This is a genomic window from Enterobacter sp. JUb54 (assembly GCF_014298075.1).
In the GTDB taxonomy this organism is placed as follows: domain Bacteria; phylum Pseudomonadota; class Gammaproteobacteria; order Enterobacterales; family Enterobacteriaceae; genus Klebsiella; species Klebsiella lignicola.
Window position 1 is genome coordinate 860,504 of sequence record NZ_CP060418.1, and the last position, 26,087, is coordinate 886,590.

Sequence of the window (26,087 nt, forward strand, 5' to 3'; positions counted from 1 at the left end):
GCGCCGTCATGAGCATAATTGAAACGGCAAAAGCGCCGCAGGCGCAGCAACAATCTGGCCTGCTGCTGGATGTAAAAGACCTCCGGGTGACGTTTAAGACACCGGATGGCGATGTTACGGCGGTCAATGACCTCAATTTTAACCTGCGTGCCGGGGAAACTCTGGGCATCGTCGGTGAATCGGGCTCCGGTAAATCGCAGACCGCATTTGCCTTGATGGGCCTGCTGGCCTCTAACGGTAATATCGGCGGCTCGGCGTTATTTAACGGCCGCCAGATCCTTAATTTGCCGGAACACGAGCTGAATAAGCTGCGTGCCGAACAAATTTCAATGATCTTCCAGGACCCGATGACCTCCCTGAACCCTTACATGCGGGTGGGGGAGCAGCTGATGGAAGTGTTGATGCTGCATAAAGGTATGGGCAAAGCCGAAGCGTTTGAAGAGTCGGTGAAGATGCTCGATGCGGTCAAAATGCCGGAAGCGCGCAAGCGCATGAAAATGTACCCGCACGAGTTTTCCGGCGGGATGCGTCAACGCGTGATGATTGCCATGGCGTTGCTGTGTCGGCCAAAACTGCTGATTGCCGATGAACCGACTACCGCGCTGGATGTGACGGTTCAGGCGCAGATCATGACCCTGCTGAATGAGCTCAAGCGCGAGTTCAATACCGCGATCATCATGATTACTCACGATCTCGGTGTGGTTGCCGGGATCTGTGACAAAGTGCTGGTGATGTACGCCGGACGCACCATGGAATATGGGATGGCGCGCGATGTGTTTTATCATCCTTCGCATCCGTACTCGATTGGCCTGCTGAACGCGGTGCCGCGCCTGGATGCCGAAGGCGAGTCGCTGCTGACCATACCGGGTAACCCGCCCAACCTGCTGCGTCTGCCAAAAGGCTGTCCGTTCCAGCCGCGCTGCCCGCATGCGATGGAAATTTGCCATAGCGCTCCACCGCTGGAGGAGTTTGCACCGGGCCGCCTGCGCGCCTGCTTTCAACCAGTAGGGGATCTGCTATGAATGCCGTTACCGAACAAAGAAAAGTCCTGCTCGAAATCGCCGACCTGAAAGTCCATTTCGATATCAAGGACGGGAAACAGTGGTTCTGGCAGCCGGCCAAAACGTTGAAAGCGGTCGATGGCGTCACGTTGCGTCTGTACGAAGGTGAAACCCTGGGCGTCGTTGGCGAGTCCGGCTGCGGTAAATCGACTTTTGCGCGGGCGATTATTGGCCTGGTGAAAGCGACCGATGGCAAAGTGGCCTGGCTTGGCAAAGATTTGCTCGGTATGAAACAGGAAGAGTGGCGTGCGGTGCGCAGCGATATCCAGATGATTTTCCAGGATCCACTGGCCTCGCTGAACCCGCGTATGACGATCGGTGAGATTATTGCTGAGCCGCTGCGTACCTATCATCCGAAAATGACGCGTCAGGAAGTGCGTGACAAGGTTAAGGCGATGATGATGAAGGTGGGGCTGTTACCCAACCTGATCAACCGCTATCCGCACGAGTTCTCCGGCGGCCAGTGTCAGCGTATTGGTATTGCCCGCGCGCTGATCCTGGAACCGAAGCTGATTATCTGTGATGAGCCGGTATCGGCGCTGGACGTGTCGATTCAGGCGCAGGTAGTCAACCTGCTGCAGCAGCTACAACGGGAAATGGGCCTGTCGCTGATCTTTATCGCCCATGACCTGGCGGTGGTGAAGCACATTTCCGATCGCGTCCTGGTGATGTATCTCGGGCACGCGGTGGAGCTGGGCACCTATGATGAGGTGTACCATAATCCGCTGCACCCTTATACCAAGGCTCTGATGTCCGCGGTGCCGGTTCCGGACCCGGATCTGGAAAAGAATAAAACCATCCAGCTGCTGGAGGGCGAGCTACCCTCGCCGATTAACCCGCCATCGGGATGCGTGTTCCGTACCCGCTGTCCTATTGCCGGGCCGGAGTGTGCGAAAACGCGACCGGTGCTGGAGGGAAGCTTCCGTCATGCGGTTTCCTGTCTGAAGGTAGACCCGTTATAATCTCAGGGGCTGACGTAGGTCAGCCCCTTATTTTTTGAGAGGTTAACGTGGCCGTCCATGCTTATTCCGCCCGCCAGCGGCTGTATCATTTACTCTTCGATCAATCCCGACGCTCCGGGCGCCGCTTTGAAGCCCTGTGCGGCATGTTTGCGCTGCTCAGCGTGCTGGTGATATTTATCGAGTCTGGTCTTGGCACGCAATATCATCTGACCTTTGATGAATGGCATATTTTTGTCTGGCTCGAGATTTTTGTTACCGTCGTTTTTACCCTGGAATATATCCTGCGTATTGCCACCTGGCCGAAACCGCTGAGCTATATCTTTAGCTTTTGGGGCGTCATCGATCTCGCCACGATCCTGCCGCTCTATGTTATGTGGATGTGGCCGGAAATGAGCCTTAATTATGTTTTTGCCTGGCGAGCGATGCGGGCGATCCGCTGTTTGCGTATTCTCAAACTGCTGCGGTTTATGCCGTCACTGAATATTTTCTGGGTGGCCGTTGTCAGCGCCCGCCATCAGTTAATCCTGTTCTATTCATTTATTGCGATCGTGATGGTGATTTTCGGATCGCTGATGTACCTGATTGAAGGCCCGGAATATGGTTTCACCACCTTAAATGCGTCGGTGTACTGGGCAATCGTCACCATCACAACGGTCGGCTATGGGGATATCACCCCGCATACCCCAATGGGAAGGGTGCTGGCGTCGATCCTAATCTTAATCGGCTACTCGATTATTGCGATCCCGACAGGGCTGATTACCACCCATATGACCAGCTCGTTGCAGGAGCGTCGCGCTCGTCGGACGTGCCCCAGCTGTCAGCACACGGCGCATGATAAAAATGCACGTTATTGCAATGCCTGCGGGAGTGAACTGCCGGAGTGACGGGAGAGTGAAAATAAAATGGCAGCCACTCTGATGAGCGGCTGCCATTTTTTTAGCTGGTGCGGCGAGCGGGGCGCTTATTCACGCCACAGGATATGGCACAGCTTATGATCTTTTTCACGGCACAGCAGAATGCGCGCGAAGATATCATTAATTTCGCCACCATCGGTATCGGCAAGGCCAATCACCACTTCGGCGAAGAAGTCCGGGTTCAGGTCGTAATCGACATGCTCTTCCCAGTCCGCCGCAGGGTCAAACAGCTCGGCGCCGCCGCGCTCTTCAAACTGCAGGTTGAACAGAATGACATCCGCCGGATCGAGGTTGTCGACAGCCAGCTCCAGGAAGATGTCATACGCTTGTTCAAGCGTTTCGTCTTCGGTCAGGCGATTGTTTAAATCCATATCCATGATTGCTACCCGTTAAACATCTGATTGGCACGTTTTACAGCAACGGACTGAAGAAGTAAAACAGTCGCTCAGCGATCCGTTGCCACAGCGGACGTTTTAACCACAGCTTCGCATCCAGCAGGCGCGAGCGGGAAATATAATCATCCTGAACGGCCGCCAGATCGCCGCCGAATCCGACGTCATCAATCACCAGGGTGATTTCGAAATTAAGCCACAGGCTACGCATATCGAGGTTCACCGTGCCGACCAGGCTAAGCTCGCCGTCAACCAGGACACTCTTAGTATGCAGCAGGCCACCTTCGAACTGATAAATTTTTACCCCGGCGGCCAGCAGCTCGGTAAAGAAGGCCCGGCTGGCCCAGCCGACCAGCAGCGAATCATTCTTCCGCGGCAGGATAATGCTGACGTCGACCCCGCGCTGCGCTGCCGTACAGATCGCATGCAGCAGATCGTCGCTGGGCACGAAGTACGGCGTGGTCATGATCAGGTGTTCTTTGGCGGAATAGGCGGCGGTCAGCAATGCCTGATGAATCAGGTCTTCCGGGAAGCCCGGGCCCGAGGCGATAGTGTGGATGGTATGGCCGCTGGCCTCTTCAAAAGGCATGATGTTGAGGTCCGGCGGCGGCGGAAGAATGCGCTTACCGGTCTCAATTTCCCAGTCGCAGGAGTAGACGATGCCCATTGAGGTGGCGACCGGGCCTTCCATACGTGCCATCAAATCAATCCACTGGCCTACACCGGAATCCTGTTTAAAGAAACGCGGATCGACCATGTTCATACTGCCGGTATAGGCAATATAGTTATCAATCATGACCATTTTGCGGTGCTGGCGCAGGTCCATGCGGCGCAGAAACACACGCATCAGATTGACCTTCAGCGCTTCGACAACTTCAATCCCGGAGTTGCGCATCATCGCCGCCCACGGGCTGCGGAAGAAGGCGACGCTCCCGGCCGAATCCAGCATCAGGCGGCAATGAACGCCGCGTCGTGCCGCGGCCATCAGCGATTCGGCAACGTTATCGGCCATGCCACCAGGCTGCCAGATGTAAAACACCATCTCAATGTTGTGCCGGGCCAGCTGAATATCGCGCATCAGCGCCTGCATGACATCATCCGACTCCGTCAGCAGCTGGAGCTGGTTACCTTTAACACCGGCAATCCCTTGACGGCGCTCGCAGAGCTGGAACAAGGATTCCGCAACCGGGCTGTTATCATCGGCAAAGATATGTTTGCAGGCTTTAAGGTCGTTAAGCCATTTGGCGGTAGAGGGCCACATTGCCCGGGCTCGCTCTGCCCGACGTTTGCCCAGATGCAGTTCGCCGAAGGAGAGATAGGCGATAATCCCGACCAGCGGCAGAATATAGATAATGAGTAACCACGCCATTGCGGAGGGAACGGCGCGCCGTTTCATCAATATGCGTAACGTTACACCGGCGATGAGTAGCCAGTAACCAAGAATGACCAGCCAGTTCACTACCGTGTAAAAGGTTGTCATAGATGAAAAATCCTTTTGAATTACTCTATGTCATGAGTTTACGCATCAACATGCATCTGGCAAATAAAAACACAGCGAAAGCGTTGGTCTGCCAGATTCATAGGTTTATAATGTGGACTGTTTTTCACTTGTAGAGTAGTAGCAATGAAGCGTAGTAGAACGGAAGTAGGGCGCTGGCGTATGCTAAGACAGGTGAGTCGCCGTAAGTCCCGCTGGCTGGAGGCCCAATCGCGCCGCAACATGCGCATCCTTTCTATCAGAAAGGAGTTGGTGAAACGACAACGTGGCTCCCTGCTGTTTGTCTTCACTGATTACTGATAGCTGAATACCGATACGAAAGGCACCGTTTACGGTGCCTCTGTTCTTTAAGCGCCCAACCGGTCTCAGAAAACCTGCTTATAAGGTTTTACTGACACGTTCTGATATACCCCAGCGGCGTTATAAGGGTCATCATTTGCCCATGCTTTTGCCACTTCCAGCGATTCAAACTCTGCAATGACCGTTGAACCGGTAAAGCCAGCCGCGCCAGGTTCATTACTGTCAACTGCCGGCATTGGCCCGGCGGTCAGCAGACGACCTTCATCACGTAATAATTGTAAACGTGCCAGATGGGCAGGGCGAACCGACATGCGTTTTTCCAGAGAATCGGCGATGTCTTCAGCGTAGATAACGTAAAGCACGGCAAGGCTCCTTATCAATAAATTGGCGAATCACGTTAAGTGAATCCACCGTTGACTGCAATGCAAAGATGCGAGTCAGCACGAAAATGTCTGGCCTCAAGGTTTTTTTTCCACAAAATGAGGCAAATATTGATGCCAGATAACACGGCTTATTGAATATGATTGCTATTTGCATTTAAAATCAGACCATCATTTTTCAACAGAAACGACTATGAGCGCAATGACCCTTGATTTACCTCGCCGCTTCCCGTGGCCGACGCTGCTGTCCGTGGTTATCCACGGTGCCGTTGTAGCCGGGCTGCTTTACACCTCGGTACATCAGGTTATTGAAAGGCCATCGCCCTCTCAGCCCATCGAGATAACCATGGTCGCGCCAGCGGATCTCGAACCGCCTCAGGCAGTGCAGCCGGTGGCTGAACCTGTCGTTGAGCCAGAGCCTGAACCGGAAGTGGTGCCGGAGCCGGAGCCGCCGAAAGAAGCGCCGGTGGTTATCCATAAGCCCGAGCCGAAGCCAAAACCAAAGCCGAAGCCGAAGCCAAAACCAGAGAAAAAAGTTGAGCAGCCGAAGCGCGAAGTGAAGCCGGCGGAACCGAAAGCGGTCTCACCGTTTGAATCGACGAATACCGCACCGGCGCGTACCCAGCCGAGCACCGCCACGGCGAACGCGAAGCCAACGCTGACGACGCCGAGTGGTCCGAGAGCATTGAGCCGCAACCAACCCGCATACCCGGCACGTGCCCAGGCGTTGCGTATTGAAGGTTCAGTTCGCGTTAAATTCGATGTGACGCCAGACGGGCGGATTGATAACGTGGTCATTCTCTCCGCACAGCCGGCGAATATGTTTGAACGTGAAGTCAAAAACGCGTTGCGTAAATGGCGCTACGAGGCGGGCAAACCGGGCTCCGGCGTGACGATGACCATCAAATTCCGCCTGAAAGGTGTGGAAATCAGCTAACCGCGCAGTCATCAGTAACCGTAATAAGGCCCCTATGGGGCCTTTTCCAGTAGCACGTCATCCAGCGCTTTTTGCACCACCACCAGGTGCTGACCGCCGAACAAAATCGCCCGGTTCAACAGCGTGTAAAGCTGATACACCGGCTGGCGGTCGAGGAACCCGGAAGGTAGCGGCGAAACCGACTGATAGCCGTCGTAGATTTGCGGCGGCTGTTCCGGGTGCAGCGGCAGCATGGCAAGGTCGCACTCTCTGTCACCCCAGTAACAGGCGGGGTCGAAGATGTAGGGGCCGTTTGGCCCAAGCGCGCAGTTACCGGACCACAGATCGCCGTGCAGCAGCGACGGCTGAGGCTGGTGATTGCTGAGGCGCTGTTGCACATGATCGACAATCGTATCGATGTCGCCGAAGTTGAGCCCTTTTTCGGCAGCCAGCTCCAGTTGCCAGCCGATGCGCTGTTCGGCAAAAAACGTCGACCAGCGGCGTTGCCAGGCGTTGGGCTGCGGCGTGGTGGAAAGGTCGTTATCAAAATCCAGCCCGAACTGCGGCTGATCGCTCCATTGATGCAGGTGCGCAATTTGCTGCCCGAGTAAAAAGGCGTTGTGCGCATCCAGCGGGCGAGGGGGCAGATACTCCATCACCACAAAGCTGTAATCGCGATCGCTGCCGACGGCATAAACCTGCGGGACGCTAACGGTGTGACTGCGCGACAACAGCTCCAGCTGGTCGGCTTCAGCGGTAAAGATAGGCAGCAACTCACGTTCATCACATTTGACAAAGTAATCTCGCCCACCGAAACGCAGGTGCCAGGCTGCATGAATCTCACCACCGGGTAGTTCATTGCGCAGTTCGATTTCAGCTGCTTCAGTGTGCCAGTCGCTTAACAAATTACTGATAGCTTGCCACATGCTGTCTCTCCCCTTGTTTTCCACCATTTCATAAGGTTAGCTCATAACCCCGGTGTAAAATTCGAACTGACGCACAACTGGTGCTTTCCGCTGCGCTAATCGCACTTATTGAGCTTTCAACCACGCATCAAATGTGGTGACTGTGACGTCAACGGGACGACCGAGGGCGGTTTCCGCCAGCCCGGCACACAACGCTTTGACTTCATCCGCCGTCTGCGCTGAGATCATGCCGAAGGTGTTGGTACCCAGCTCATGAACCTTGCCGTTCTCATCATTGAGCACGAGCGTGAATCCTGCACGGGTGAGGTGATTACTGAGTTCGTTAATTTCGGTTAGCGTCTCTTCCTGAAAGTTAACCGTTGCGACGTGAGTAACAATTTCTGTGCTCATTTTTCACCCTGTTGTAATCCATGAAATTTTTAGCATAGACCAAGATGATGATTTGGCGACTCCCTCTGCGTGAGCAGAGGGAAGGGGAATTAGCGACCGCAGAGGTAGCGGTAGATTTTTTGCGTGTTTTCCAGCGAGCACAGCCGGGTGCCCTGGTTGATGGTGGCGGCGCTACCGGCGGAGACGCCGAAGCGGACCATGTCTTCCAGACTGGCATTTTCAGCCAGACGCAGGGTCATGGCGCCGACCATGCTGTCACCGGCGCCGACGGTGCTTTGACTTTTCATCGGCGGTGGAACGACATGAACACTACCGCTGGCATCAACGCCCAGCGCCCCCTGGGGACCGAGAGAAACCACCACCCGGCGTGCTTTACCCGAATGGATTAACTCTTCCGCCGCCTGGCGCACATCATCCGGCTGGCTGAGATCGCGTTGGACCAGAGCACTGAGCTCTTTTTGGTTGGGTTTGACCAGCTCGATATTGCCGACGGTCAATGCCGCCGCCAGCGCGTCGCCGGAGCTGTCAATAATGCAGCGTAGTCCGTGCTGCTGCGCGTTTTTGACCAGTTGGGTCAGGTCATCCACGCTAATGCCCGGCGGAAGGCTGCCGCTGACGACCAGCAACGAACCCGGTTCGATAGCCAGCACTTTTTCTTCCAGCCGCTGGAATTCCTCTGCCGTTAAGGCGGCCCCTGGCATGACAAAACGGTACTGTTCGCCGCTGGTGCTGACGTGCACATGCAGGTTTTGCCGTGTCCAGTCCTGAGCGTCGATGGTGTCCACCGGGACATGTTCGCTTTCCAGCAGGGCGGTGAGGTGCTCCCCGGTGGCGCCGCCGGCCGGATAAATCGCCGTCGCCGTACCGCCAAGGAAGGTGATGGCGCGCGCGACATTAATACCGCCGCCGCCGGGTTCGAAAACCGGCGCGCTGCAACGAAGTTTACCTTCAGGATAGATTTGCGGGGTCAGCGTGGCGCTGTCGAGCGAAGGGGCCAGCGTAAGCGTATAGATTTTGGTCATCCAGATTCCTCCATGATACGAATTTAGCTGCTGTGCTTTTAAGCATGGCACTTCTTGTCTGGAAGGGGAAGCGGTGGCAGGTGGTGTTTTGTAAAGCGCTATTTATTTTTATCATTATGAAATAAAGATTGTTCTGAGAGCCGTCTTATTCAAAAAATGAAATAGTAATTGATTGCTATGTTAATCGTGCTTTTTTATAATTCTTTGCCTTTCATTGGACCTGCAAGATACAAAAAATCATTCAAGATGCGTCGAGGCGGCAAGGAAAGATTTACCTCCGGGAGCACAGCACATGCTGTGATAGAGGAAGTCTTAGCGGCGCCAGCAAAGAAGTAGCCTGAAGGATGACGCGTATAGCGATCCTTGCGAAAGTTTCCGGGACCCGACGGGTCTCTCTTTTTGTTGTACGGACTCTAAATTAAATGAAGCTTTTGATGACAGTACCCGCAGCGGCATTGCTGGCGGGGGGGCTCTTTGCGTCTATGCACGCACTGGCCGATGATTCCGTTTTTACTGTTATGGATGACCCTTCCACTGCCAAAAAACCTTTCGAAGGTGCTGTTAACGCCGGTTATCTGGCGCAGTCCGGAAATACGAAAAGTTCTTCAATGACTGCGGATTCAACACTCACCTGGTACGGCAGCACCACGGCATGGTCGCTGTGGGGTAATGCCAGCAACACCTCGTCGAACGACCAGCGCTCTTCCGAGAAATATGCGGTGGGTGGCCGTAGCCGTTACAACCTGACCGACAGCAACTATGTCTTTGGCCAGGCCAGCTGGTTGACCGACCGCTATAACGGTTATCAGCAGCGCGATGTATTAACCGCCGGTTACGGTCGCCAGATCCTCAACGGCCCGGTCCACAGTCTGCGTTTTGAATTCGGTCCTGGCGTACGCTATGACGAGTATACCGACGGCGATAACGACACCCAACCGCTGGGCTATGCGTCCGGTACCTGGGCCTGGCAGATGACGGATAACACCAAGTTCACTCAGGGTGTATCGGTCTTTGGCGCGCAGGACACGACGCTGAACTCGGAAAGTGCATTAAACGTCGCAATCAATGCGCATTTCGCACTGCGGGTTGCCTACAATCTGACCTGGAACTCCGAGCCGCCGGCATCGGCGCCAGAGCATACCGATCGTCGCACCACGCTGTCGCTAGGTTATAAAATGTAATATATTTCAGGCCGGTAAATCCGGCCTGATTGTTTTGAAATTAGCAATAAGTGACATTATTATTTTTGGTCTTCAGTTTTGTTTTTTATAAAAAGAAAATAGCCTCCATATTTCCTTCACAATTGCTTAATTCGACACGCCTTCTGACATGTTTTACGTTAATTTGACACAAATAGCTAAATATTGGCTCGGACAAAGTTGTGATCTGGATCTATACTGTGGTTTATCGACAGAGACGAGCGCTTTGCCGAAAAACCTTAAGTAAATAAGAGAACCACCATCATGAAAAATAGCAAAATCGCAATGGCGGCTGCCGTGCTGTGCACCCTGTCGTTTGGCGCATTCGCCGCCGATCAGGTCCCACCGTCAGGCGCTACCGAACATACACAAATTGGCATTGCCAAAGCGACGGATGTCGAAGCGGGTTCTAATATTGCTCCCGGTTCACAATCAACCGGTCACACTATGGATGATGCTTTTAATGTGCATACTCTTGTTGCCGGTGAGTGGTCCTGATATTTCGCCTGTACATCGCGTATATTAAATTCAGGAAATATAAAGCCGGGTAAAGATGTACCGGTTTATTTCCCGAGTTTTACTTCAAAGTTATTTATGTTTTCTCCTGAATTCCACGCCTGATTATTTTAATGACGGCAGCGTGGTTTCATGGTTTATCCCCTGACGAATTACCCCATAACTTTTTATCCACCCCCATTGTTTTATCAATCATTGCAACCATTTATCCTGTTCAGACTTTTAACCCGCAGAAATGATGTGTAGACTAAAGGTCGGTGTTATCAGCAGGCGGCTACAGGTGGGAACGGTTCGGTAAACGGGCGTCCTCATATTTCGCAGAGTGAAGCGGGAGCTGTGCTACAACTTGTTGATAATTATGATTATATTGTTTTGTATGTGCTCTTTCGTGCGGGGCACCACTGCAAATAAGGACATGAAATGCCTGTAATTACGCTTCCTGATGGCAGCCAACGCCATTTTGACCACGCAGTCAGCCCGCTGGATGTTGCTCTGGATATCGGTCCAGGCCTCGCGAAAGCGACTATCGCCGGACGTGTTAATGGTGAGCTGGTTGATGCCTGCGACCCTATCGAAAACGATGCAACCCTCTCTATCATCACCGCTAAAGATGAAGATGGTCTGGAGATCATTCGTCACTCCTGCGCGCATCTGTTAGGTCACGCCATTAAGCAACTGTGGCCCAATACCAAAATGGCCATCGGCCCGGTTATCGACAACGGCTTCTATTATGATGTCGACCTCGACCATACGCTGACCCAGGAAGATATCGACGCGCTCGAAAAACGTATGCACGAGCTCGCCGAAAAGAACTACGACGTCATCAAGAAGAAAGTCAGCTGGCACGAAGCGCGTGAAACCTTCGTCAAGCGTGGCGAAACCTATAAGGTTTCAATTCTTGATGAAAACATCGCCCATGATGACAAGCCTGGCTTGTACCATCACGAAGAATATGTCGATATGTGCCGTGGACCGCACGTACCGAACATGCGTTTCTGCCATCACTTCAAACTGATGAAAACCGCAGGCGCGTACTGGCGTGGCGATAGCAACAACAAGATGCTGCAGCGTATTTACGGCACCGCATGGGCCGATAAAAAAGCGCTTAACGCGCATCTGCTGCGTCTGGAAGAAGCATCTAAGCGTGACCACCGCAAGATCGGTAAGCAGCTCGACCTGTATCATATGCAGGAAGAAGCTCCGGGAATGGTGTTCTGGCATAATGACGGCTGGACTATCTTCCGCGAACTGGAAACTTTCGTTCGTTCTAAACTGAAAGAGTACCAGTATCAGGAAGTGAAAGGCCCGTTCATGATGGACCGCGTGCTGTGGGAAAAAACCGGGCACTGGGACAACTACAAAGATGCGATGTTCACTACCTCTTCCGAGAACCGTGAATACTGCATCAAGCCGATGAACTGCCCGGGTCACGTCCAGATCTTTAACCAGGGTCTGAAATCGTACCGCGATCTGCCGTTGCGTATGGCAGAGTTCGGTAGCTGCCATCGAAACGAGCCGTCGGGTGCACTGCATGGCCTGATGCGCGTACGTGGCTTCACACAGGATGATGCACACATCTTCTGTACTGAAGATCAGGTACGTGATGAAGTAAACGCTTGTATTCGTATGGTCTACGATATGTACAGCACTTTTGGCTTCGAGAAAATCGTCGTCAAACTCTCAACTCGTCCGGAAAAACGTATCGGTAGTGACGAGACCTGGGATCGTGCTGAGGCGGATCTGGCAGTCGCGCTGGAAGAAAACAATATCCCGTTTGAATATCAACTGGGTGAAGGCGCGTTCTACGGTCCGAAAATTGAATTTACATTGTATGACTGCCTCGATCGTGCATGGCAGTGCGGTACTGTACAGCTGGACTTCTCCCTGCCGCAGCGTTTAAGCGCCTCTTATGTTGGCGAAAGCAACGAGCGTCAGGTCCCGGTAATGATTCACCGTGCCATTCTTGGTTCACTGGAGCGCTTCATCGGCATCCTGACCGAAGAGTTCGCCGGCTTCTTCCCAACCTGGCTTGCGCCGGTGCAGGTTGTAGTGATGAATATTACTGATTCTCAGTCTGAATACGTTAACGAATTGACCCGTAAACTACAAAATGCGGGTATTCGGGTAAAAGCGGACTTGAGAAATGAGAAGATTGGCTTTAAAATCCGCGAGCACACTTTACGTCGTGTCCCGTATATGCTGGTCTGTGGCGACAAAGAAGTCGAAGCCGGCAAAGTTGCGGTGCGTACCCGTCGTGGTAAAGACCTCGGCAGCATGGACGTAAACGAAGTGATCGAAAAGCTGCAACAAGAGATTCGCAGCCGCAGTCTTCAACAACTGGAGGAATAAGGTATTAAAGGCGGAAAACGAGTTCAAACGGCACGTCCGAATCGTATCAATGGCGAGATTCGCGCCCTGGAAGTTCGCTTAACAGGTCTGGAAGGTGAGCAGCTGGGTATTGTGAGTCTGAGAGAAGCTATCGAAAAGGCTGAAGAGGCCGGAGTAGATTTAGTTGAAATCAGCCCTAACGCCGAACCGCCAGTTTGTCGTATTATGGACTACGGCAAGTTCCTTTATGAAAAGAGTAAGTCTTCTAAGGAACAGAAGAAGAAGCAAAAAGTTATCCAGGTTAAGGAAATCAAATTCCGACCTGGTACCGATGATGGCGACTATCAGGTAAAACTCCGCAGCCTGATTCGCTTTCTGGAAGATGGCGATAAGGCCAAGATCACGCTGCGTTTCCGCGGTCGTGAGATGGCCCACCAACAGATCGGTATGGAAGTGCTTACGCGCGTCCGTGACGATCTGAGTGAACTGGCAGTAGTCGAATCCTTCCCAACGAAGATCGAAGGCCGCCAGATGATCATGGTGCTCGCTCCTAAGAAGAAACAGTAAGGCCTTCAAGTAGCAATGTCTGTGGAGCCTTTTAGGTTCCGCAGTTGTTGCTCGCCTACGTTTCGTTTATTAACAATGCGAAGTGGAAGTTATTAAAATGCCAAAAATTAAGACCGTACGCGGTGCTGCTAAGCGCTTCAAAAAAACCGGTAAAGGTGGTTTTAAGCACAAGCACGCTAACCTGCGTCACATTCTGACCAAAAAAGCTACCAAGCGTAAACGTCACCTGCGTCCGAAAGCCATGGTTTCCAAAGGCGATCTGGGCCTGGTAATCGCGTGCCTGCCGTACGCATAAGTCGTTAACCCTTTTAACTTTTTAATTAGAATAGATACAGGAGAGCACATATGGCTCGCGTAAAACGTGGTGTAGTTGCCCGTGCACGTCACAAGAAAATTTTGAAACAAGCTAAAGGCTACTACGGTGCGCGTTCTCGCGTATACCGCGTTGCCTTCCAGGCTGTTATCAAAGCTGGTCAGTACGCTTATCGTGACCGTCGTCAGAAAAAGCGTCAGTTCCGTCAACTGTGGATTGCGCGTATCAACGCAGCAGCACGTCAGAACGGTATTTCTTACAGCAAATTCATCAACGGCCTGAAAAAAGCCTCTGTTGAAATCGACCGTAAGATCCTGGCTGACATCGCCGTATTCGACAAATTAGCGTTCACCGCGCTGGTCGAAAAAGCGAAAGCAGCTCTGGCATAAGCCAGTTGAAAGAGGGAGCTTGTCTCCCTCTTTTTGTTTATGCCCGTCTTAGAATTATTTCGGGCATAACCCTATCAGAAGATTGACTTTTATTGCTGTAAGCTTTTCAATACAGCTCTTACGTTTAGTTCCTGACAAGGTAATGCAAGCATGAATGCTGCTATTTTCCGCTTCTTTTTTTACTTTAGCACCTGAATCCAGGAGGCTAGCGCGTGAAAGATGAAACGGAAAACAGCGCCAGAAAGCCTCCCACTGTGGAGGCTTTTTTCGTATATGAACCCGTTCATGCTATTTCAAGCTGCAGGGGCGTTAGTCAGTTTGCGCCCGCGACGACAGAGACCTTTTTGCCACGTGATGCGCGGCGCTGCCTGTAACTCGAAATAGTCAGAACAACATAATGACCATAACCGGTGTCTGCACCGACATAATGAGGAAAACCATGTCACATCTCGCAGAGCTGGTTGCCAGTGCGAAGGCAGCCATTAATGAGGCATCAGATGTTGCCGCGCTGGACAACGTCCGCGTGGAATACCTGGGTAAGAAAGGGCATCTGACCCTTCAGATGACCACCCTGCGTGAGCTGCCGCCAGAAGAGCGTCCGGCTGCTGGCGCGGTCATCAACGAAGCGAAAGAGCAGGTTCAGCAGGCGCTTAACGCGCGTAAAGCTGACCTGGAAGGCGCCGCGTTGAACGCCCGCCTCGCCGCTGAGACCATCGACGTCTCTTTACCGGGGCGCCGTATTGAAAACGGTGGCCTGCATCCGGTAACCCGCACCATCGACCGTATCGAGAACTTCTTCGGTGAGCTGGGCTTTACCGTGGCGACCGGTCCGGAAATCGAAGATGATTACCACAACTTTGATGCGCTGAATATTCCGGGTCACCACCCGGCTCGTGCCGATCACGACACCTTCTGGTTTGATGCCACGCGTCTGCTGCGTACCCAGACCTCTGGCGTGCAGATCCGCACCATGGAAAACCAGCAGCCGCCGATCCGTATCATTGCCCCGGGCCGCGTCTATCGTAACGACTACGACCAGACCCACACCCCAATGTTCCACCAGATGGAAGGCCTGATTGTTGACACCAACATCAACTTCACCAACCTGAAAGGGACGCTGCACGACTTCCTGAATAACTTCTTTGAAGAAGATCTGCAGATTCGTTTCCGTCCGTCCTACTTCCCGTTCACCGAACCGTCCGCGGAAGTTGACGTGATGGGTAAAAACGGTAAGTGGCTGGAAGTGCTTGGCTGCGGCATGGTGCACCCGAACGTCCTGCGTAATGTCGGCATTGACCCGGAAGTCTATTCCGGCTTCGCCTTCGGGATGGGGATGGAGCGTCTGACGATGCTGCGCTACGGCGTGACCGATTTACGTGCGTTCTTCGAAAACGATTTGCGTTTCCTCAAACAGTTTAAATAAGGGCAGGACAGAATAATGAAATTCAGTGAACTGTGGTTACGCGAGTGGGTGAACCCGGCGATCGACAGCGAAGCGCTGGCGAACCAGATCACCATGGCTGGCCTGGAAGTTGACGGTGTTGAGCCGGTGGCGGGTGCGTTTAATGGCGTCGTGGTTGGCGAAGTGGTTGAGTGCGGCCAGCACCCGAACGCTGACAAACTGCGGGTGACCAAAGTCAACGTCGGTGGCGAACGTCTGCTGGACATCGTCTGCGGCGCGCCAAACTGCCGTCAGGGTCTGAAAGTTGCGGTCGCGACGATCGGTGCCGTACTGCCGGGCGACTTCAAAATTAAAGCGGCTAAACTGCGTGGCGAGCCGTCTGAAGGGATGCTGTGCTCGTTCTCCGAACTCGGAGTTTCCGACGATCATAGCGGTATTATCGAACTGCCGGCGGATGCGCCGATTGGCACCGATATCCGTGAATACCTGAAGCTGGACGATAACACCATCGAAATCAGCGTCACCCCGAACCGCGCTGACTGCTTAGGTATCATCGGCGTGGCCCGTGATGTGGCGGTGCTGAACAAATCTCCGCTGAATGCGCCGGAGATCGCACCGGTCGCGGCGACCATTGCCGATACGCTGCCTATCAGCGTTGAAGCGCCGGACGCCTGTCCGCGCTATCTGGGCCGAGTGGTCAAAGGCATCAACGTCAAAGCGCCGACGCCGCTGTGGATGAAAGAGAAGCTGCGTCGCTGCGGCATTCGTTCGATCGATGCGGTCGTTGACGTGACCAACTATGTGCTGCTTGAGCTGGGTCAGCCGATGCACGCGTTCGACTGCGACCGTATTGACGGCGGCATCGTCGTGCGTATGGCGAAAGAGGGCGAGAAGCTGGTTCTGCTGGATGGCAGTGAAGCCAAACTCGATACCGACACCCTGGTGATTGCCGACCATCACAAAGCGCTGGCAATGGGCGGCATCTTTGGCGGCGAACACTCTGGCGTCAATGATGAAACCCAGAACGTGCTGCTGGAATGTGCTTTCTTCAGCCCGCTGTCAATCACTGGTCGCGCACGTCGTCACGGCCTGCACACCGATGCCTCTCATCGCTATGAGCGTGGCGTTGATTCCGCGCTGCAATACAAAGCGATGGAACGTGCAACCCGTCTGCTGATCGATATCTGCGGCGGCGAAGCCGGCCCGGTCATCGACGTGAGCAACGAAGCGACCTTGCCGAAAGCTGCAACCATCACGTTGCGCCGTAGCAAGCTCGATCGTCTGATTGGCCATCATATTGATGATGCGCAGGTCAGCGACATCCTTACCCGTCTGGGCTGCGAAGTGACGGTAGGTAATGGCGAATGGCAGGCGGTGGCACCGAGCTGGCGTTTCGATATGGAAATCGAAGAAGATCTGGTGGAAGAAGTCGCCCGCGTTTACGGCTATAACAATATTCCCGATCGGCCGGTGCAGGCGGGGCTGATTATGGGCACCCACCGTGAAGCCAATCTGTCGCTGAAACGTGTAAAAACGATGCTCAACGACAAAGGCTATCAGGAAGTGATCACCTACAGCTTCGTTGATCCGAAAGTACAGCAACTGGTTCACGCGGGTGAAGAAGCGCTGATTCTGCCGAGCCCGATCTCCAGCGAAATGTCGGCCATGCGCCTGTCGCTGCTGACCGGCTTGCTGGGTACGGTTGTGTATAACCAGAACCGTCAGCAAAGCCGTGTGCGTATCTTTGAGAGCGGTTTACGCTTCGTACCTGATACTCAGGCGCCGCTGGGGATTCGCCAGGACGTGATGCTGGGCGGTGTTATCTGCGGTAACCGCAATGATGAGCACTGGAATCTGGCAAAAGAGACCGTCGATTTCTATGATTTAAAAGGCGATCTGGAATCCGTTCTGGACCTGACCGGTAAATTAGCCGACATCGAGTTCCGTGCAGAAACGCACAGCGCCCTGCATCCGGGCCAGTCAGCAGCGATTTATCTGAAAGGTGAACGTATTGGTTTCATTGGGGTTGTTCACCCGGAGCTGGAACGTAAACTGGATTTGAACGGCCGCACTTTAGCCTTCGAACTGGAGTGGAACAAGCTCGCAGACCGCGTGGTGCCTCAGGCGCGCGAGGTTTCGCGTTTCCCGGCGAACCGCCGCGATATCGCTGTTGTAGTCGCTGAAAACGTACCTGCAGCTGATGTTTTGACCGAGTGTAAGAAAGTTGGCGTAAATCAGGTAGTTGGCGTAAACTTATTTGACGTGTACCGCGGTAAAGGTGTGGCGGAAGGCAGTAAAAGCCTTGCGATTAGCCTAATCCTTCAGGATACCAGCCGTACACTCGAAGAAGAGGAGATTGCCGCTACCGTCGCCAAATGTGTAGAGGCATTAAAAGAGCGATTCCAGGCATCATTGAGGGATTGAACCTATGGCGCTTACAAAAGCTGAAATGTCAGAATATCTGTTTGATAAGCTTGGGCTTAGCAAGCGGGATGCCAAAGAACTGGTAGAGTTGTTTTTCGAAGAGGTTCGTCGTGCTTTGGAAAACGGAGAACAGGTTAAACTCTCCGGGTTCGGCAACTTCGATTTGCGGGATAAAAACCAACGCCCGGGTCGTAACCCGAAAACGGGGGAAGATATTCCCATTACAGCCCGGCGTGTGGTGACCTTCAGACCCGGTCAGAAACTGAAAAGCCGTGTCGAAAACGCTTCGCCCAGAGAAAAATAATCTGAACTAACTAAAAAGGCCGCTTCTGCGGCCTTTTTCTTTGGCATTTTTTGTATTGAACGTTAAGACTTTACGGCCGTTATCATCACTTCGACCAGAATGTCCGGGCGCGCCATCTCGGCCTGCACCGCCGCTCGTGCCGGGCTGTGACCTTCCGGCAACCACGCAACCCACTCCTCATTAAATCCGGCAAAATCTTGCGCCATATTCTTTAGCCACACCTGCGCGGAAAGCAGGTGGCGATTATCGCTCCCGGCCTCTGCCAGCAATGCATCAACTTTCGCTAACACCTCCCGGGTCTGCAGCCGGATATCCTGGTCGCTGCTAATCGGGGTTTGCCCGGATAAAAAAATCAGATCGCCATACCCGACGCTGGCGGAAAGACGGGGTTGCGGGTGGTTACGTTGGATGGTCATACGGCGTGTTCCCATGTCAGGCCTGCTAAAGAAATTGCAGGGTTATCATCATTGAGCAGGGCGGCAAGGACTACCGCGCTGCCGGCAGCCAGGGTGAAGCCAAGGCTCCCCTGACCGAGGTTCATCCACAGATTCTGATAGCCGGCACGGCCAAGCAGCGGCGGCCCGGCCGGTGTTGAAGGGCGCATGCCGCACCAGGCTTCAGCATCCTCAATACCCTGTAACTCCGGAAAACTACGGGCGACGATCTTTTTGAGCGCCTGGATCCGCTCCGGGCGCAGTTCATCGCCGTCGTAGCCGATGTCGACCATCGCCGCAATGCGCAGGCGGTCGCCCAGGCGGGCGTAGACCACCTTATGGCCGTAGTCGGTGACGCTGAGGTCCGGGGCGATACCGGGCGCTGTCGGGAAGGGCAGGGTCAGACTGTAGCCTTTTAGCGCACACAGCGGCACGCGCACCCCGGTCGTTGCCAGTAAGGGCGCGCTGCCGTTACCCGCCGCCACGATGTACTCATCGCCGACGATGATTCCCTGGCTGGTGTCGACGGAGTGAATGCGGCCGGCTTGTTTATTCAACTGCTGCACTTCGCAATGGCTGGTCAGCGTAAAGCTGGGGCTGGCGTTCAGCTTGCGAAGCAGCGCCTGACAGAATTTTTGGCAGTCGGCGGTTTCATCGCCAGGGGAATAAATACCGCCTTGCAGCGCGGAGTGAATGTATTTCAATGCCGGCTCAAGCTGAATACACTCATCGGCATTCAGCGCCTGCTGATATTGCGGGTTGATACCTTTTGCGGCTTTATTGAAATCATATGCCCGGCGATGAACAATTAATTTCCCGGAACGTCGCCAGTGAAAGTCGCTCAGATTATCCTCATTCAGCCATTCCTGCATCACCTGACGGCTCAATAATGACAGACGCAGAATATGGTCGCCGTTGACCTTATTGGTCTGGCTGTTACAGGCGAGGAGAAACTGCAGCAGCCAGCGCCATTGATCCGGCGCCATTTTCAAACGCATATTCAGCGGAGAGTCGCTTTTCCCCATCCACTTTATTCCCTGCAGGGGAACGCCGCGGTCGGCCAGCGGTGCCACATAACGGTAGCTAAGCTGTCCGCCATTGGCGAAACTGGTCGCCATACCGGGTTGTGCCTGACGCTCCAGCAATTGAACCTGGTGGCCGCCTTTAATTAACTCATAGGCCGTTGCCAGCCCAATCACTCCGCCGCCGATAATGACAATGCGCTTTTTCATATCCTGATATATCCGCCACTGATAAATACCTGCGCTTTATGTCAAAGCATTTACCGGTGTGGCGCAATTGACTTTTTATTTTCAGGGTATAACTCCAGGTTAATCTCCTGCAGCTGGTGGCGAAGTTGCTTGCAGAGAAAATCGACCAGTTTCTGGCTAATGGGACTGAGCGAAACATCCGCCCGTCGCAGCAGGCACAGGGGGAGCAGCATCGGCGGCTCGATAGGGTGAATCAGCGCCGGGTCGAGGTTATGCCGGGCGGAAAAAATATCGGTAATGCTGCATCCCATTCCGCGTTTCACGAACTCGGTGGCCATGTAATAGGTTTGCACGTTCAGGCGGGTGGTTAAAAAATCACGGCGGGTGGCGATGGCGGCGGAGAGCGAATGAGGGCCGGGCGAGATCCAGCGCTGCTGGTCAATCTCATCAATCGCCACCGCACCCTGACGGAAATCCCGGTCGATATAGACCAGCGGAACCTCGGCAATCACGGTGGATGTGATCTCCCCTTGCTGAACAGGCTGTAACGTCAGGGCCAGATCGATCTCGCGCAGGTCCAGTTTTTTGACCAGGGTCTCAGTATGTTCGGTACTGAGGGTCATCACCAGATTGCTGTTTTGCTGATAGAAATCGGTAACCAGTTCCGGAACCAGACTCAGGCCGAGACTCGGCAGGCAGCCAAGGCTGATTTTCGCTCTCGGGTCGCGGGCAAGGTTATCGGCCAGCAGCCGCAGGTTATCCAGATCCTGGTAGATATTCTGGGCTTTTTCGAACAGCGTCAGCGCTTCGCTGCTCGGCAGCAGCTTACCGCGAACTCGCTGGAAGAGTTGAAAACCGAGCTTCTGCTCGGCGTTTTTCAGCGCTTTGCTGGCGGCAGGTTGAGAGATATTCAGCGATTCCGCCGCGCGAGAAAGTGTGCCGCAGGTCATCACGGCGTGGAAGATTTCCAGGTGACGCAGTTTCATGACGAGTTAACTCAGGGTTATAGAGATCAGATAAAAAGTCATTTTCCAATAACAGTAAGTTAACATAAATTTAATCCGCGTTCAGCGCACCGTTCACATATTGCGCTGGCTGCGCCGCCGTCAGGCGGATAATCCGATTCTCAGAACATGATCTGTAAACCCTACACACCCCTCAGGCGACAGAGCCAACAATGATAACGAGGGGGGATATTTTCTGAGCAGGTCCGAAAACGCCGCCCTGAAATAACGGCCGGTTTGATTGGCAATAAGGAGTTATATGAGTGACTCAACGCTCTCTGGCAACCCGATATCCAGACAAAATATCACCAGAAAAAATATTTTTATTGGCCTGCTGTTAGGGGTGTTTTTATTGACCGCGCTCTGGTGTCACAACCAGCCCGTCGCGGAATTAGGCTTGCTGAGTTTTACGCCGCTGGTTGCATTAGCGGTGCTGTCGATTGTCGGCGTGGATATTGTGCTGGCGGTGATCTCTTCCATTATTATCGCGATGATCATGACCTCTACCGGCCTGCCTGAAATGGGCACGATGCTGGCGAAGTCCACCGGTTCTTTTATCGCCACCGTTGGTCTGATTATCATGCTCGGCGCCGGGGTCGGCGAAGTGGCCACCCGCACCGGTGCGGCAGTGGAACTGGTGAAATTTGTGGTGCATCGCATCGGCCTGTCCAGCCAGACCCGGGTTAAATTTGGCATCGTCATCTCGTCGATCCTGATCTGCGGGGCGCTGGGCACGATGGCCGGCGGAAACGCGATCATTGTGGCGGTTATTATTCCCGTTGCTGCTGCGGTCAGGCTGACGCCGCCGACGGTCGCCGCGCTGATGATGACCGCCGGTTCGATCGGTCTTTTTACCGGGCCGTTTACTCCCAGCACCGTGACCATCCTTAAACTCGGGGGGCTGAGCTACCCGGATTACCTGCTGTATGTCGGGCTGCCAATGAGCGCCGTCACCCTGCTGGCCGGTTGGGTGATGGCGGGGCGGATTCAGAAAATGACCGAAGGTAAACTGTGTTATGAGGTTGACCTGTCGGAAAAGGTTCAGCAGGAAGAGAGCCCTGCGGTGTCTCGCCGCAAGAAGCTGAGCGCCCTGGCCTTTGCGGCAACCATTATCGTGATGGCGGTGATTGGGGTGGTGATTAAAGCCGGCTTTAGCTTCGCGATTATTGTGATGCTGCTGGTGGCGCTGATCACCGGGCTGGTCGGGGGACTGCGGCCCACGCAGATTTTGCAGGCGCTGTATCATGGCTGCGGTCGTCTGGTGTGGATGTTTATCCTCTACTGGCTGTATAACCCGATTCTTGAGCTGATGGACGGGCTCCATGCCTATCAGGGCCTGCTGGATTATACCCAGCCGCTGCTGGAGGGGATCTCGCCGGCCTGGCTGTGCTTCTGTATCTTTGCGTTCAATATTATCGGCCACGTGCCTGGCGCAGCGGTGGCGCAGATGACCTTCACCCACAAAATTTTTGGCCCGATGCTGATGGCCGCCGGGGTGCCGCCGCAGGGAACCACCGCGGTGCTGCTGGCCTCATCGCAGGTAGACTGGTTTGGCCCGTTCCCGTCCTCGGATATGTTTGGTCAGATGGGGCTGGCGCAGTCGACGCATCTCAAATATATGCTTTATAACGGCTGGGCTATCGTCATCGCCAACATTATTCTCTTTGCGCTATTGTTCCAGGTGCTGGTGTAAGCGCTCTTCAGCCGTCGCGCGGTGCCCGGAATCTCTGGCGCCGCGCTTCCTGAACCCTCCGCGATAAATGCTGTCGACGGAGGTTTTGCTTTTCTCCCCCGGATCCCCACCGTAAAATCAACGGCATCTCTTTCTTGCGTCACGGAAATTATGCTGACCTTTGCTCAGATTCAACAGCGCCGCAGCCGGCGCTGGCTTATCGCTTTACTGCTGTTGCTCCTCGCCATGGTCGTGGTCAGCCTCTGCGCCGGAGAACAATGGATCGGCCCGCAAGAGTGGTTCAGCGCCAAAGGGCAGCTGTTTATCTGGCAGATTCGCCTGCCGCGCACCGTCGCGGTGCTGTTGGTGGGCGGCGCGCTGGCGCTCTCCGGGGCCATTATGCAGGCGCTTTTCGACAATCCGCTGGCGGAGCCGGGGCTGCTCGGGGTCTCTAACGGCGCCGGAGTCGGGCTGATTGCCGCGGTATTGCTGGGGAAAGGCTATCTGCCGGGTTGGGCGCTGGGGCTATGCGCCATTGCCGGCGCGCTGCTGATCACCTTTATTCTGCTGCGTTTTGCCCGCCGCCATCTCTCAACCAGCCGTCTGCTGCTGGCGGGCGTGGCGCTGGGGATCATCTGTAGCGCGCTGATGACCTGGGCGGTCTACTTTTCAACCTCCTTCGACCTGCGTCAGCTGATGTACTGGATGATGGGCGGGTTTGGCGGCGTGGACTGGCAGCAGCTCTGGCTGATGCTGGCGCTGCTGCCTGTGCTGGTCTGGGGATGCCTGCAGTCGCAAGCGCTGAATCTTCTGGCGCTGGGTGAAGTCTCGGCCCGTCAGCTGGGTCTGCCGCTGTGGTTATGGCGGCGGCTGCTGGTGGTCGCGACCGGCTGGCTAGTGGGGGTGAGCGTGGCGCTGGCGGGGGCCATTGGCTTCATTGGCCTGGTTATCCCTCATATTCTGCGGCTCTGTGGATTAAGCGATCACCGCGTCCTGCTGCCTGCCTGCGTGCTCGGCGGCGCCAGCGCGCTGTTGGGGGCGGATATTATTGCCCGCCTGGCGCTGTCGGCGGCGGAACTGCCGATCGGGGTGGTCACCGCGACGCTGGGGGCGCCGGTGTTTATCTGGCTGTTACTGAAATCTGTCCATTCGCACTAAGCGACAACGCTTGAGTAAGCTGGCGCAGCGCAGGCCGCCGCGCCAGCACAGGGATTACCAACCTTTGATGGCATCGCCTTTATAGACTTCCATCGCTTTATCCGCGACTTCTTTGGTCTGGAAGGCTGCGGTCAGTTCCTGAATCTTCTTGCTGTCTTTGTTGTCATCGCGAGCGACGATAGCATTGACATACGGCGAGTCCGGTCCTTCCATAAACAGGCCGTCACGGGCGGCCGAAAGCCCCGCCTGCGCCGAGAAGTTGGTGTTGATAATCGACAGCGCGACGTTCGGGTCGTCCAGCGTGCGGGTCAGCTGCGGGGTGTCCACTTCAACAATTTTTAAATGTTTCGGGTTGTCGATGATATCCAGCGAGGTTGGCAGATAGCCGACGCCGTCTTTGAGCTTAATTAAGCCCTGCGCCTGTAACAGCAGCAGGCTGCGGCCCAGCGTAGTGGTTTCGTTGGAGATGGACACCGTCGCGCCATCCGGGAGCTCGTTGAGGTTTTTAATTTTGCGCGAGTAGGCGGCGATCGGGAAGACAAAGGTCTTGCCGACGACAGCAAACTTGTAGCCACGCTCTTTTGACTGTGCTTCAAGGTAGGGCAGCGTCTGGAAGGCGTTAGCATCCACGTCTTTATTATTTAACGCTTCGTTAGGCAGCACGTAATCATTGAAGGAGATCACCTCGACATCGAGGTTATATTTTTCCTTTGCAACCTGCTCAACCACCTTCCAGATAGCTTCATCCGGGCCGGTGTTGATCGCAACTTTCACCTTGTTGTTATCGTCAGGAGAGCAGGCCGATAACAACACCACCGATGTGGCGATTAACACCGAACTTAACAACTTTTTCATCTCAAAAACTCTCTCAAATTAGTCCATAAGAAAATGCTATTACATCCATTTAACACTCTACACTGAATTGCCCTTCGACCATATTGAGAGGAATTCATGTTGCCAGAGGGCCGGTGCGGTGTAACCGATAGCGGATTCAAAGTACAATAGCGCGCTGTGAATCCGCTACAGTAGATAGGGATCACCTTAAACAACAACCGGTTTTATCGACTGAGGGAAGGCTATGCAACACGATATTCTGAATACGGAAGTCACCACTATCGATGGCGAAAAAACGACATTGGCGGGCTACGCGGGTCAGGTACTGCTGATCGTGAACGTAGCATCAAAATGTGGTCTGACGCCGCAGTATGAGCAGCTGGAAACCTTGCAAAAGGATCTCGAAAACGACGGGTTTACCGTGCTTGGTTTCCCGTGCAACCAGTTCCTGGGCCAGGAGCCGGGGAGCGAAGACGAGATTAAAACCTTCTGCAGCACTACCTACGGCGTGACTTTCCCGCTGTTCAGCAAAATTGATGTCAACGGCGAACATCGTCACCCGCTGTATCAGAAACTGGTCGATGCGGCGCCGCAGGCCGTGGCGCCGGAAGGCAGCGGTTTCTACGAGCGAATGGCCAGCAAAGGCCGCGCGCCGGTCAACAGCAACGACATTTTGTGGAATTTCGAAAAATTCCTGATCGGCAAAGATGGCCAGGTTATCCAGCGCTTCTCGCCGGATATGACCCCGGACGATCCGCAGCTGGTTGCCGCCATTAAAGGGGCGCTCGCGAAATAATGCCGTTTTTGATGCAGCTTGCAGATGTCGAAGAGGCCGGGCGGCTGGCGCCGTTTAGCGCGCAGGTCCGCCCGGGCGAAATGGTGCATCTGGTGGGGCCAAACGGCGCTGGCAAAAGCACCTTACTGATGCGCATGGCGGGGCTGAGCAGCGGCCCCGGACAGGTTCTCTTCAATGAACGCCCGCTGACGCAGTGGCCGGCGCAGGAACTCTCCCGGCACCGGGCCTATCTGAGTCAGCATCAGGCGCCGCCTTTCGCCATGCCGGTCTGGCATTATCTGTCGCTGCATCTGCAAAACGGTGTGCAAAACGAACTGCTCGGCACGGTGGCCGCGCAGCTGGGCCTGAGCGACAAGCTCGGGCGTCAGGTCGGCCAGCTGTCGGGCGGGGAGTGGCAACGCGTGCGCCTGGCCGCGGTGATCCTGCAGGTTCATCCGCGAGCCAATCCGGCGGGGCAGTTGCTGCTGCTGGATGAACCGATGAACAGCCTTGACGTCGCGCAACAGGCGGCTCTCGATCGCGTCCTGGCCGGGCTGTGCGAGGCGGGCGTAGCGGTGGTGATGAGCAGTCACGATCTAAACCATACCCTGCGGCACGCGCAGCGGGCGTGGCTGATCTGTCGCGGGCAGGCGATCGCCTGTGGCGATACATGCGCGGTATTAACCGAAGAGAATTTAATCGCCGCTTACGACATTCCCTTTGAGCGTATTGCGGTTGCTGGTCATTTTATGCTCGTTGCATCACAGTAGCACGATGCTACCTTGCCAGTGCATTG

29 protein-coding genes and 1 other annotated feature are annotated in these 26,087 nt (G+C 54.5%); of the genes, 19 read left to right on the forward strand and 10 right to left on the reverse strand.

Annotated features, from left to right (window positions below; all coding sequences use genetic code 11):
- Positions 1–8: 8 nt before the first annotated feature.
- From HF679_RS03830 to HF679_RS03840, 3 genes are read left to right on the forward strand one after another with little or no spacing between them, the layout of a single operon-like run.
- Positions 9–1,022 carry an ABC transporter ATP-binding protein gene (locus tag HF679_RS03830; protein ID WP_123754737.1) on the forward strand — a complete coding sequence of 338 codons (1,014 nt, stop codon included), beginning with the start codon at positions 9–11 and terminating at the stop codon, positions 1,020–1,022.
- A complete protein-coding gene (gene oppF, locus HF679_RS03835) occupies positions 1,019–2,023 on the forward strand; it encodes a murein tripeptide/oligopeptide ABC transporter ATP-binding protein OppF (protein ID WP_154145086.1) in 1,005 nt (334 codons plus the stop codon). Before HF679_RS03830 ends, oppF begins: the two co-directional genes overlap by 4 nt.
- Positions 2,024–2,070: 47 nt before the next feature.
- Positions 2,071–2,907 carry an ion transporter gene (locus HF679_RS03840; protein WP_123754735.1) on the forward strand — a complete coding sequence of 279 codons (837 nt, stop codon included), beginning with the start codon at positions 2,071–2,073 and terminating at the stop codon, positions 2,905–2,907.
- A gap of 77 nt (positions 2,908–2,984) precedes the next feature.
- Here HF679_RS03840 and HF679_RS03845 read toward each other — a convergent pair whose 3' ends face one another.
- A complete protein-coding gene (locus tag HF679_RS03845) occupies positions 2,985–3,314 on the reverse strand; it encodes an HI1450 family dsDNA-mimic protein (protein WP_123754734.1) in 330 nt (109 codons plus the stop codon).
- A gap of 34 nt (positions 3,315–3,348) precedes the next feature.
- Positions 3,349–4,809 carry a cardiolipin synthase gene (cls, locus tag HF679_RS03850; protein ID WP_187042628.1) on the reverse strand — a complete coding sequence of 487 codons (1,461 nt, stop codon included), beginning with the start codon at positions 4,807–4,809 and terminating at the stop codon, positions 3,349–3,351.
- Between the two features lie 144 nt (positions 4,810–4,953).
- On the opposite strand from cls, the gene HF679_RS03855 reads away from it, so the two are divergent.
- The gene (locus HF679_RS03855) at positions 4,954–5,127 is read left to right on the forward strand and encodes a YciY family protein (protein ID WP_123754732.1); all 174 of its coding nucleotides are present in this window, start codon (positions 4,954–4,956) and stop codon (positions 5,125–5,127) included.
- A gap of 65 nt (positions 5,128–5,192) precedes the next feature.
- Here HF679_RS03855 and HF679_RS03860 read toward each other — a convergent pair whose 3' ends face one another.
- Positions 5,193–5,489: a YciI family protein gene (locus HF679_RS03860; RefSeq protein WP_123754731.1), complete on the reverse strand. Its 297-nt coding sequence runs from the start codon at positions 5,487–5,489 to the stop codon at positions 5,193–5,195.
- A 211-nt stretch (positions 5,490–5,700) separates the two neighbouring features.
- On the opposite strand from HF679_RS03860, the gene tonB reads away from it, so the two are divergent.
- Complete coding sequence (gene tonB, locus HF679_RS03865; protein ID WP_123754730.1) at positions 5,701–6,444, forward strand: TonB system transport protein TonB; 744 nt, start codon at positions 5,701–5,703, stop codon at positions 6,442–6,444.
- A 32-nt stretch (positions 6,445–6,476) separates the two neighbouring features.
- Here tonB and HF679_RS03870 read toward each other — a convergent pair whose 3' ends face one another.
- The 3 genes from HF679_RS03870 to pfkB form a co-directional block, all read right to left on the reverse strand.
- Positions 6,477–7,349, reverse strand: coding sequence for a fructosamine kinase family protein (locus HF679_RS03870; RefSeq protein WP_123754729.1), 873 nt, complete (start codon positions 7,347–7,349; stop codon positions 6,477–6,479).
- Positions 7,350–7,454: 105 nt separating this feature from the next.
- Positions 7,455–7,739, reverse strand: a complete 285-nt coding sequence (gene ghoS, locus HF679_RS03875) for a type V toxin-antitoxin system endoribonuclease antitoxin GhoS (RefSeq protein WP_123754728.1) — start codon at positions 7,737–7,739, stop codon at positions 7,455–7,457.
- An 89-nt stretch (positions 7,740–7,828) separates the two neighbouring features.
- On the reverse strand, positions 7,829–8,761 hold the full coding sequence (pfkB, locus tag HF679_RS03880; protein WP_123754727.1) for a 6-phosphofructokinase II: 933 nt from the start codon (positions 8,759–8,761) through the stop codon (positions 7,829–7,831).
- Positions 8,762–9,183: 422 nt separating this feature from the next.
- Here pfkB and HF679_RS03885 point away from each other — a divergent pair, with 422 nt between their 5' ends.
- The 10 genes from HF679_RS03885 to ihfA all read left to right on the forward strand — a co-directional run bounded on the left by HF679_RS03885 (position 9,184) and on the right by ihfA (position 18,203).
- Positions 9,184–9,942: a YdiY family protein gene (locus tag HF679_RS03885; protein WP_123754726.1), complete on the forward strand. Its 759-nt coding sequence runs from the start codon at positions 9,184–9,186 to the stop codon at positions 9,940–9,942.
- Positions 9,943–10,224: 282 nt separating this feature from the next.
- Positions 10,225–10,458 (forward strand): hypothetical protein, encoded by a 234-nt coding sequence (locus HF679_RS03890; RefSeq protein ID WP_123754725.1) that lies wholly within the window; start codon positions 10,225–10,227, stop codon positions 10,456–10,458.
- 438 nt (positions 10,459–10,896) lie between these two features.
- Complete coding sequence (gene thrS / locus HF679_RS03895) at positions 10,897–12,825, forward strand: threonine--tRNA ligase (RefSeq protein ID WP_123754724.1); 1,929 nt, start codon at positions 10,897–10,899, stop codon at positions 12,823–12,825.
- Between the two features lie 3 nt (positions 12,826–12,828).
- Entirely contained in the window at positions 12,829–13,371 is a 543-nt protein-coding gene (gene infC / locus HF679_RS03900; protein ID WP_123754723.1) for a translation initiation factor IF-3, read from the forward strand.
- A 97-nt stretch (positions 13,372–13,468) separates the two neighbouring features.
- On the forward strand, positions 13,469–13,666 hold the full coding sequence (gene rpmI, locus HF679_RS03905; protein WP_001124225.1) for a 50S ribosomal protein L35: 198 nt from the start codon (positions 13,469–13,471) through the stop codon (positions 13,664–13,666).
- A gap of 50 nt (positions 13,667–13,716) precedes the next feature.
- Positions 13,717–14,073, forward strand: coding sequence for a 50S ribosomal protein L20 (rplT, locus tag HF679_RS03910; protein ID WP_004102963.1), 357 nt, complete (start codon positions 13,717–13,719; stop codon positions 14,071–14,073).
- A 145-nt stretch (positions 14,074–14,218) separates the two neighbouring features.
- Positions 14,219–14,344: a sequence feature (Phe leader region), on the forward strand.
- On the forward strand, positions 14,224–14,268 hold the full coding sequence (pheM, locus tag HF679_RS03915; protein ID WP_001386830.1) for a pheST operon leader peptide PheM: 45 nt from the start codon (positions 14,224–14,226) through the stop codon (positions 14,266–14,268). It overlaps the preceding feature by 45 nt.
- Before the next feature lie 168 nt (positions 14,345–14,512).
- The gene (gene pheS, locus HF679_RS03920; RefSeq protein ID WP_032687130.1) at positions 14,513–15,496 is read left to right on the forward strand and encodes a phenylalanine--tRNA ligase subunit alpha; all 984 of its coding nucleotides are present in this window, start codon (positions 14,513–14,515) and stop codon (positions 15,494–15,496) included.
- 15 nt (positions 15,497–15,511) lie between these two features.
- Entirely contained in the window at positions 15,512–17,899 is a 2,388-nt protein-coding gene (gene pheT / locus HF679_RS03925; RefSeq protein ID WP_154145088.1) for a phenylalanine--tRNA ligase subunit beta, read from the forward strand.
- Positions 17,900–17,903: 4 nt separating this feature from the next.
- Positions 17,904–18,203 (forward strand): integration host factor subunit alpha, encoded by a 300-nt coding sequence (gene ihfA, locus HF679_RS03930; protein WP_004851790.1) that lies wholly within the window; start codon positions 17,904–17,906, stop codon positions 18,201–18,203.
- Positions 18,204–18,265: 62 nt separating this feature from the next.
- On the opposite strand, the gene HF679_RS03935 is transcribed toward ihfA, so the two are convergent.
- The 3 genes from HF679_RS03935 to HF679_RS03945 are packed head-to-tail and all read right to left on the reverse strand — an operon-like array spanning position 18,266 to position 20,834.
- Positions 18,266–18,619, reverse strand: a complete 354-nt coding sequence (locus HF679_RS03935) for a RidA family protein (protein ID WP_123754721.1) — start codon at positions 18,617–18,619, stop codon at positions 18,266–18,268.
- Positions 18,616–19,869, reverse strand: coding sequence for a D-amino acid dehydrogenase (locus HF679_RS03940; protein WP_123754720.1), 1,254 nt, complete (start codon positions 19,867–19,869; stop codon positions 18,616–18,618). Before HF679_RS03940 ends, HF679_RS03935 begins: the two co-directional genes overlap by 4 nt.
- 50 nt (positions 19,870–19,919) lie before the next feature.
- Positions 19,920–20,834 carry a LysR family transcriptional regulator gene (locus HF679_RS03945; RefSeq protein ID WP_123754719.1) on the reverse strand — a complete coding sequence of 305 codons (915 nt, stop codon included), beginning with the start codon at positions 20,832–20,834 and terminating at the stop codon, positions 19,920–19,922.
- Between the two features lie 277 nt (positions 20,835–21,111).
- Between HF679_RS03945 and HF679_RS03950 the strand changes: the two genes are divergently transcribed.
- Together HF679_RS03950 and btuC are read left to right on the forward strand one after the other, a co-directional pair.
- On the forward strand, positions 21,112–22,545 hold the full coding sequence (locus HF679_RS03950) for a gluconate:proton symporter (protein ID WP_123754718.1): 1,434 nt from the start codon (positions 21,112–21,114) through the stop codon (positions 22,543–22,545).
- A 150-nt stretch (positions 22,546–22,695) separates the two neighbouring features.
- Entirely contained in the window at positions 22,696–23,682 is a 987-nt protein-coding gene (gene btuC / locus HF679_RS03955) for a vitamin B12 ABC transporter permease BtuC (protein ID WP_123754717.1), read from the forward strand.
- A gap of 54 nt (positions 23,683–23,736) precedes the next feature.
- Here btuC and HF679_RS03960 read toward each other — a convergent pair whose 3' ends face one another.
- A complete protein-coding gene (locus tag HF679_RS03960) occupies positions 23,737–24,537 on the reverse strand; it encodes a MetQ/NlpA family ABC transporter substrate-binding protein (RefSeq protein WP_123754716.1) in 801 nt (266 codons plus the stop codon).
- Between the two features lie 223 nt (positions 24,538–24,760).
- Here HF679_RS03960 and HF679_RS03965 point away from each other — a divergent pair, with 223 nt between their 5' ends.
- Positions 24,761–25,312: a glutathione peroxidase gene (locus tag HF679_RS03965; RefSeq protein ID WP_123754715.1), complete on the forward strand. Its 552-nt coding sequence runs from the start codon at positions 24,761–24,763 to the stop codon at positions 25,310–25,312.
- Positions 25,312–26,061, forward strand: a complete 750-nt coding sequence (btuD, locus tag HF679_RS03970; protein WP_123754714.1) for a vitamin B12 ABC transporter ATP-binding protein BtuD — start codon at positions 25,312–25,314, stop codon at positions 26,059–26,061. The genes HF679_RS03965 and btuD overlap by 1 nt, the downstream gene beginning before the upstream one ends.
- Positions 26,062–26,087 lie beyond the last annotated feature (26 nt).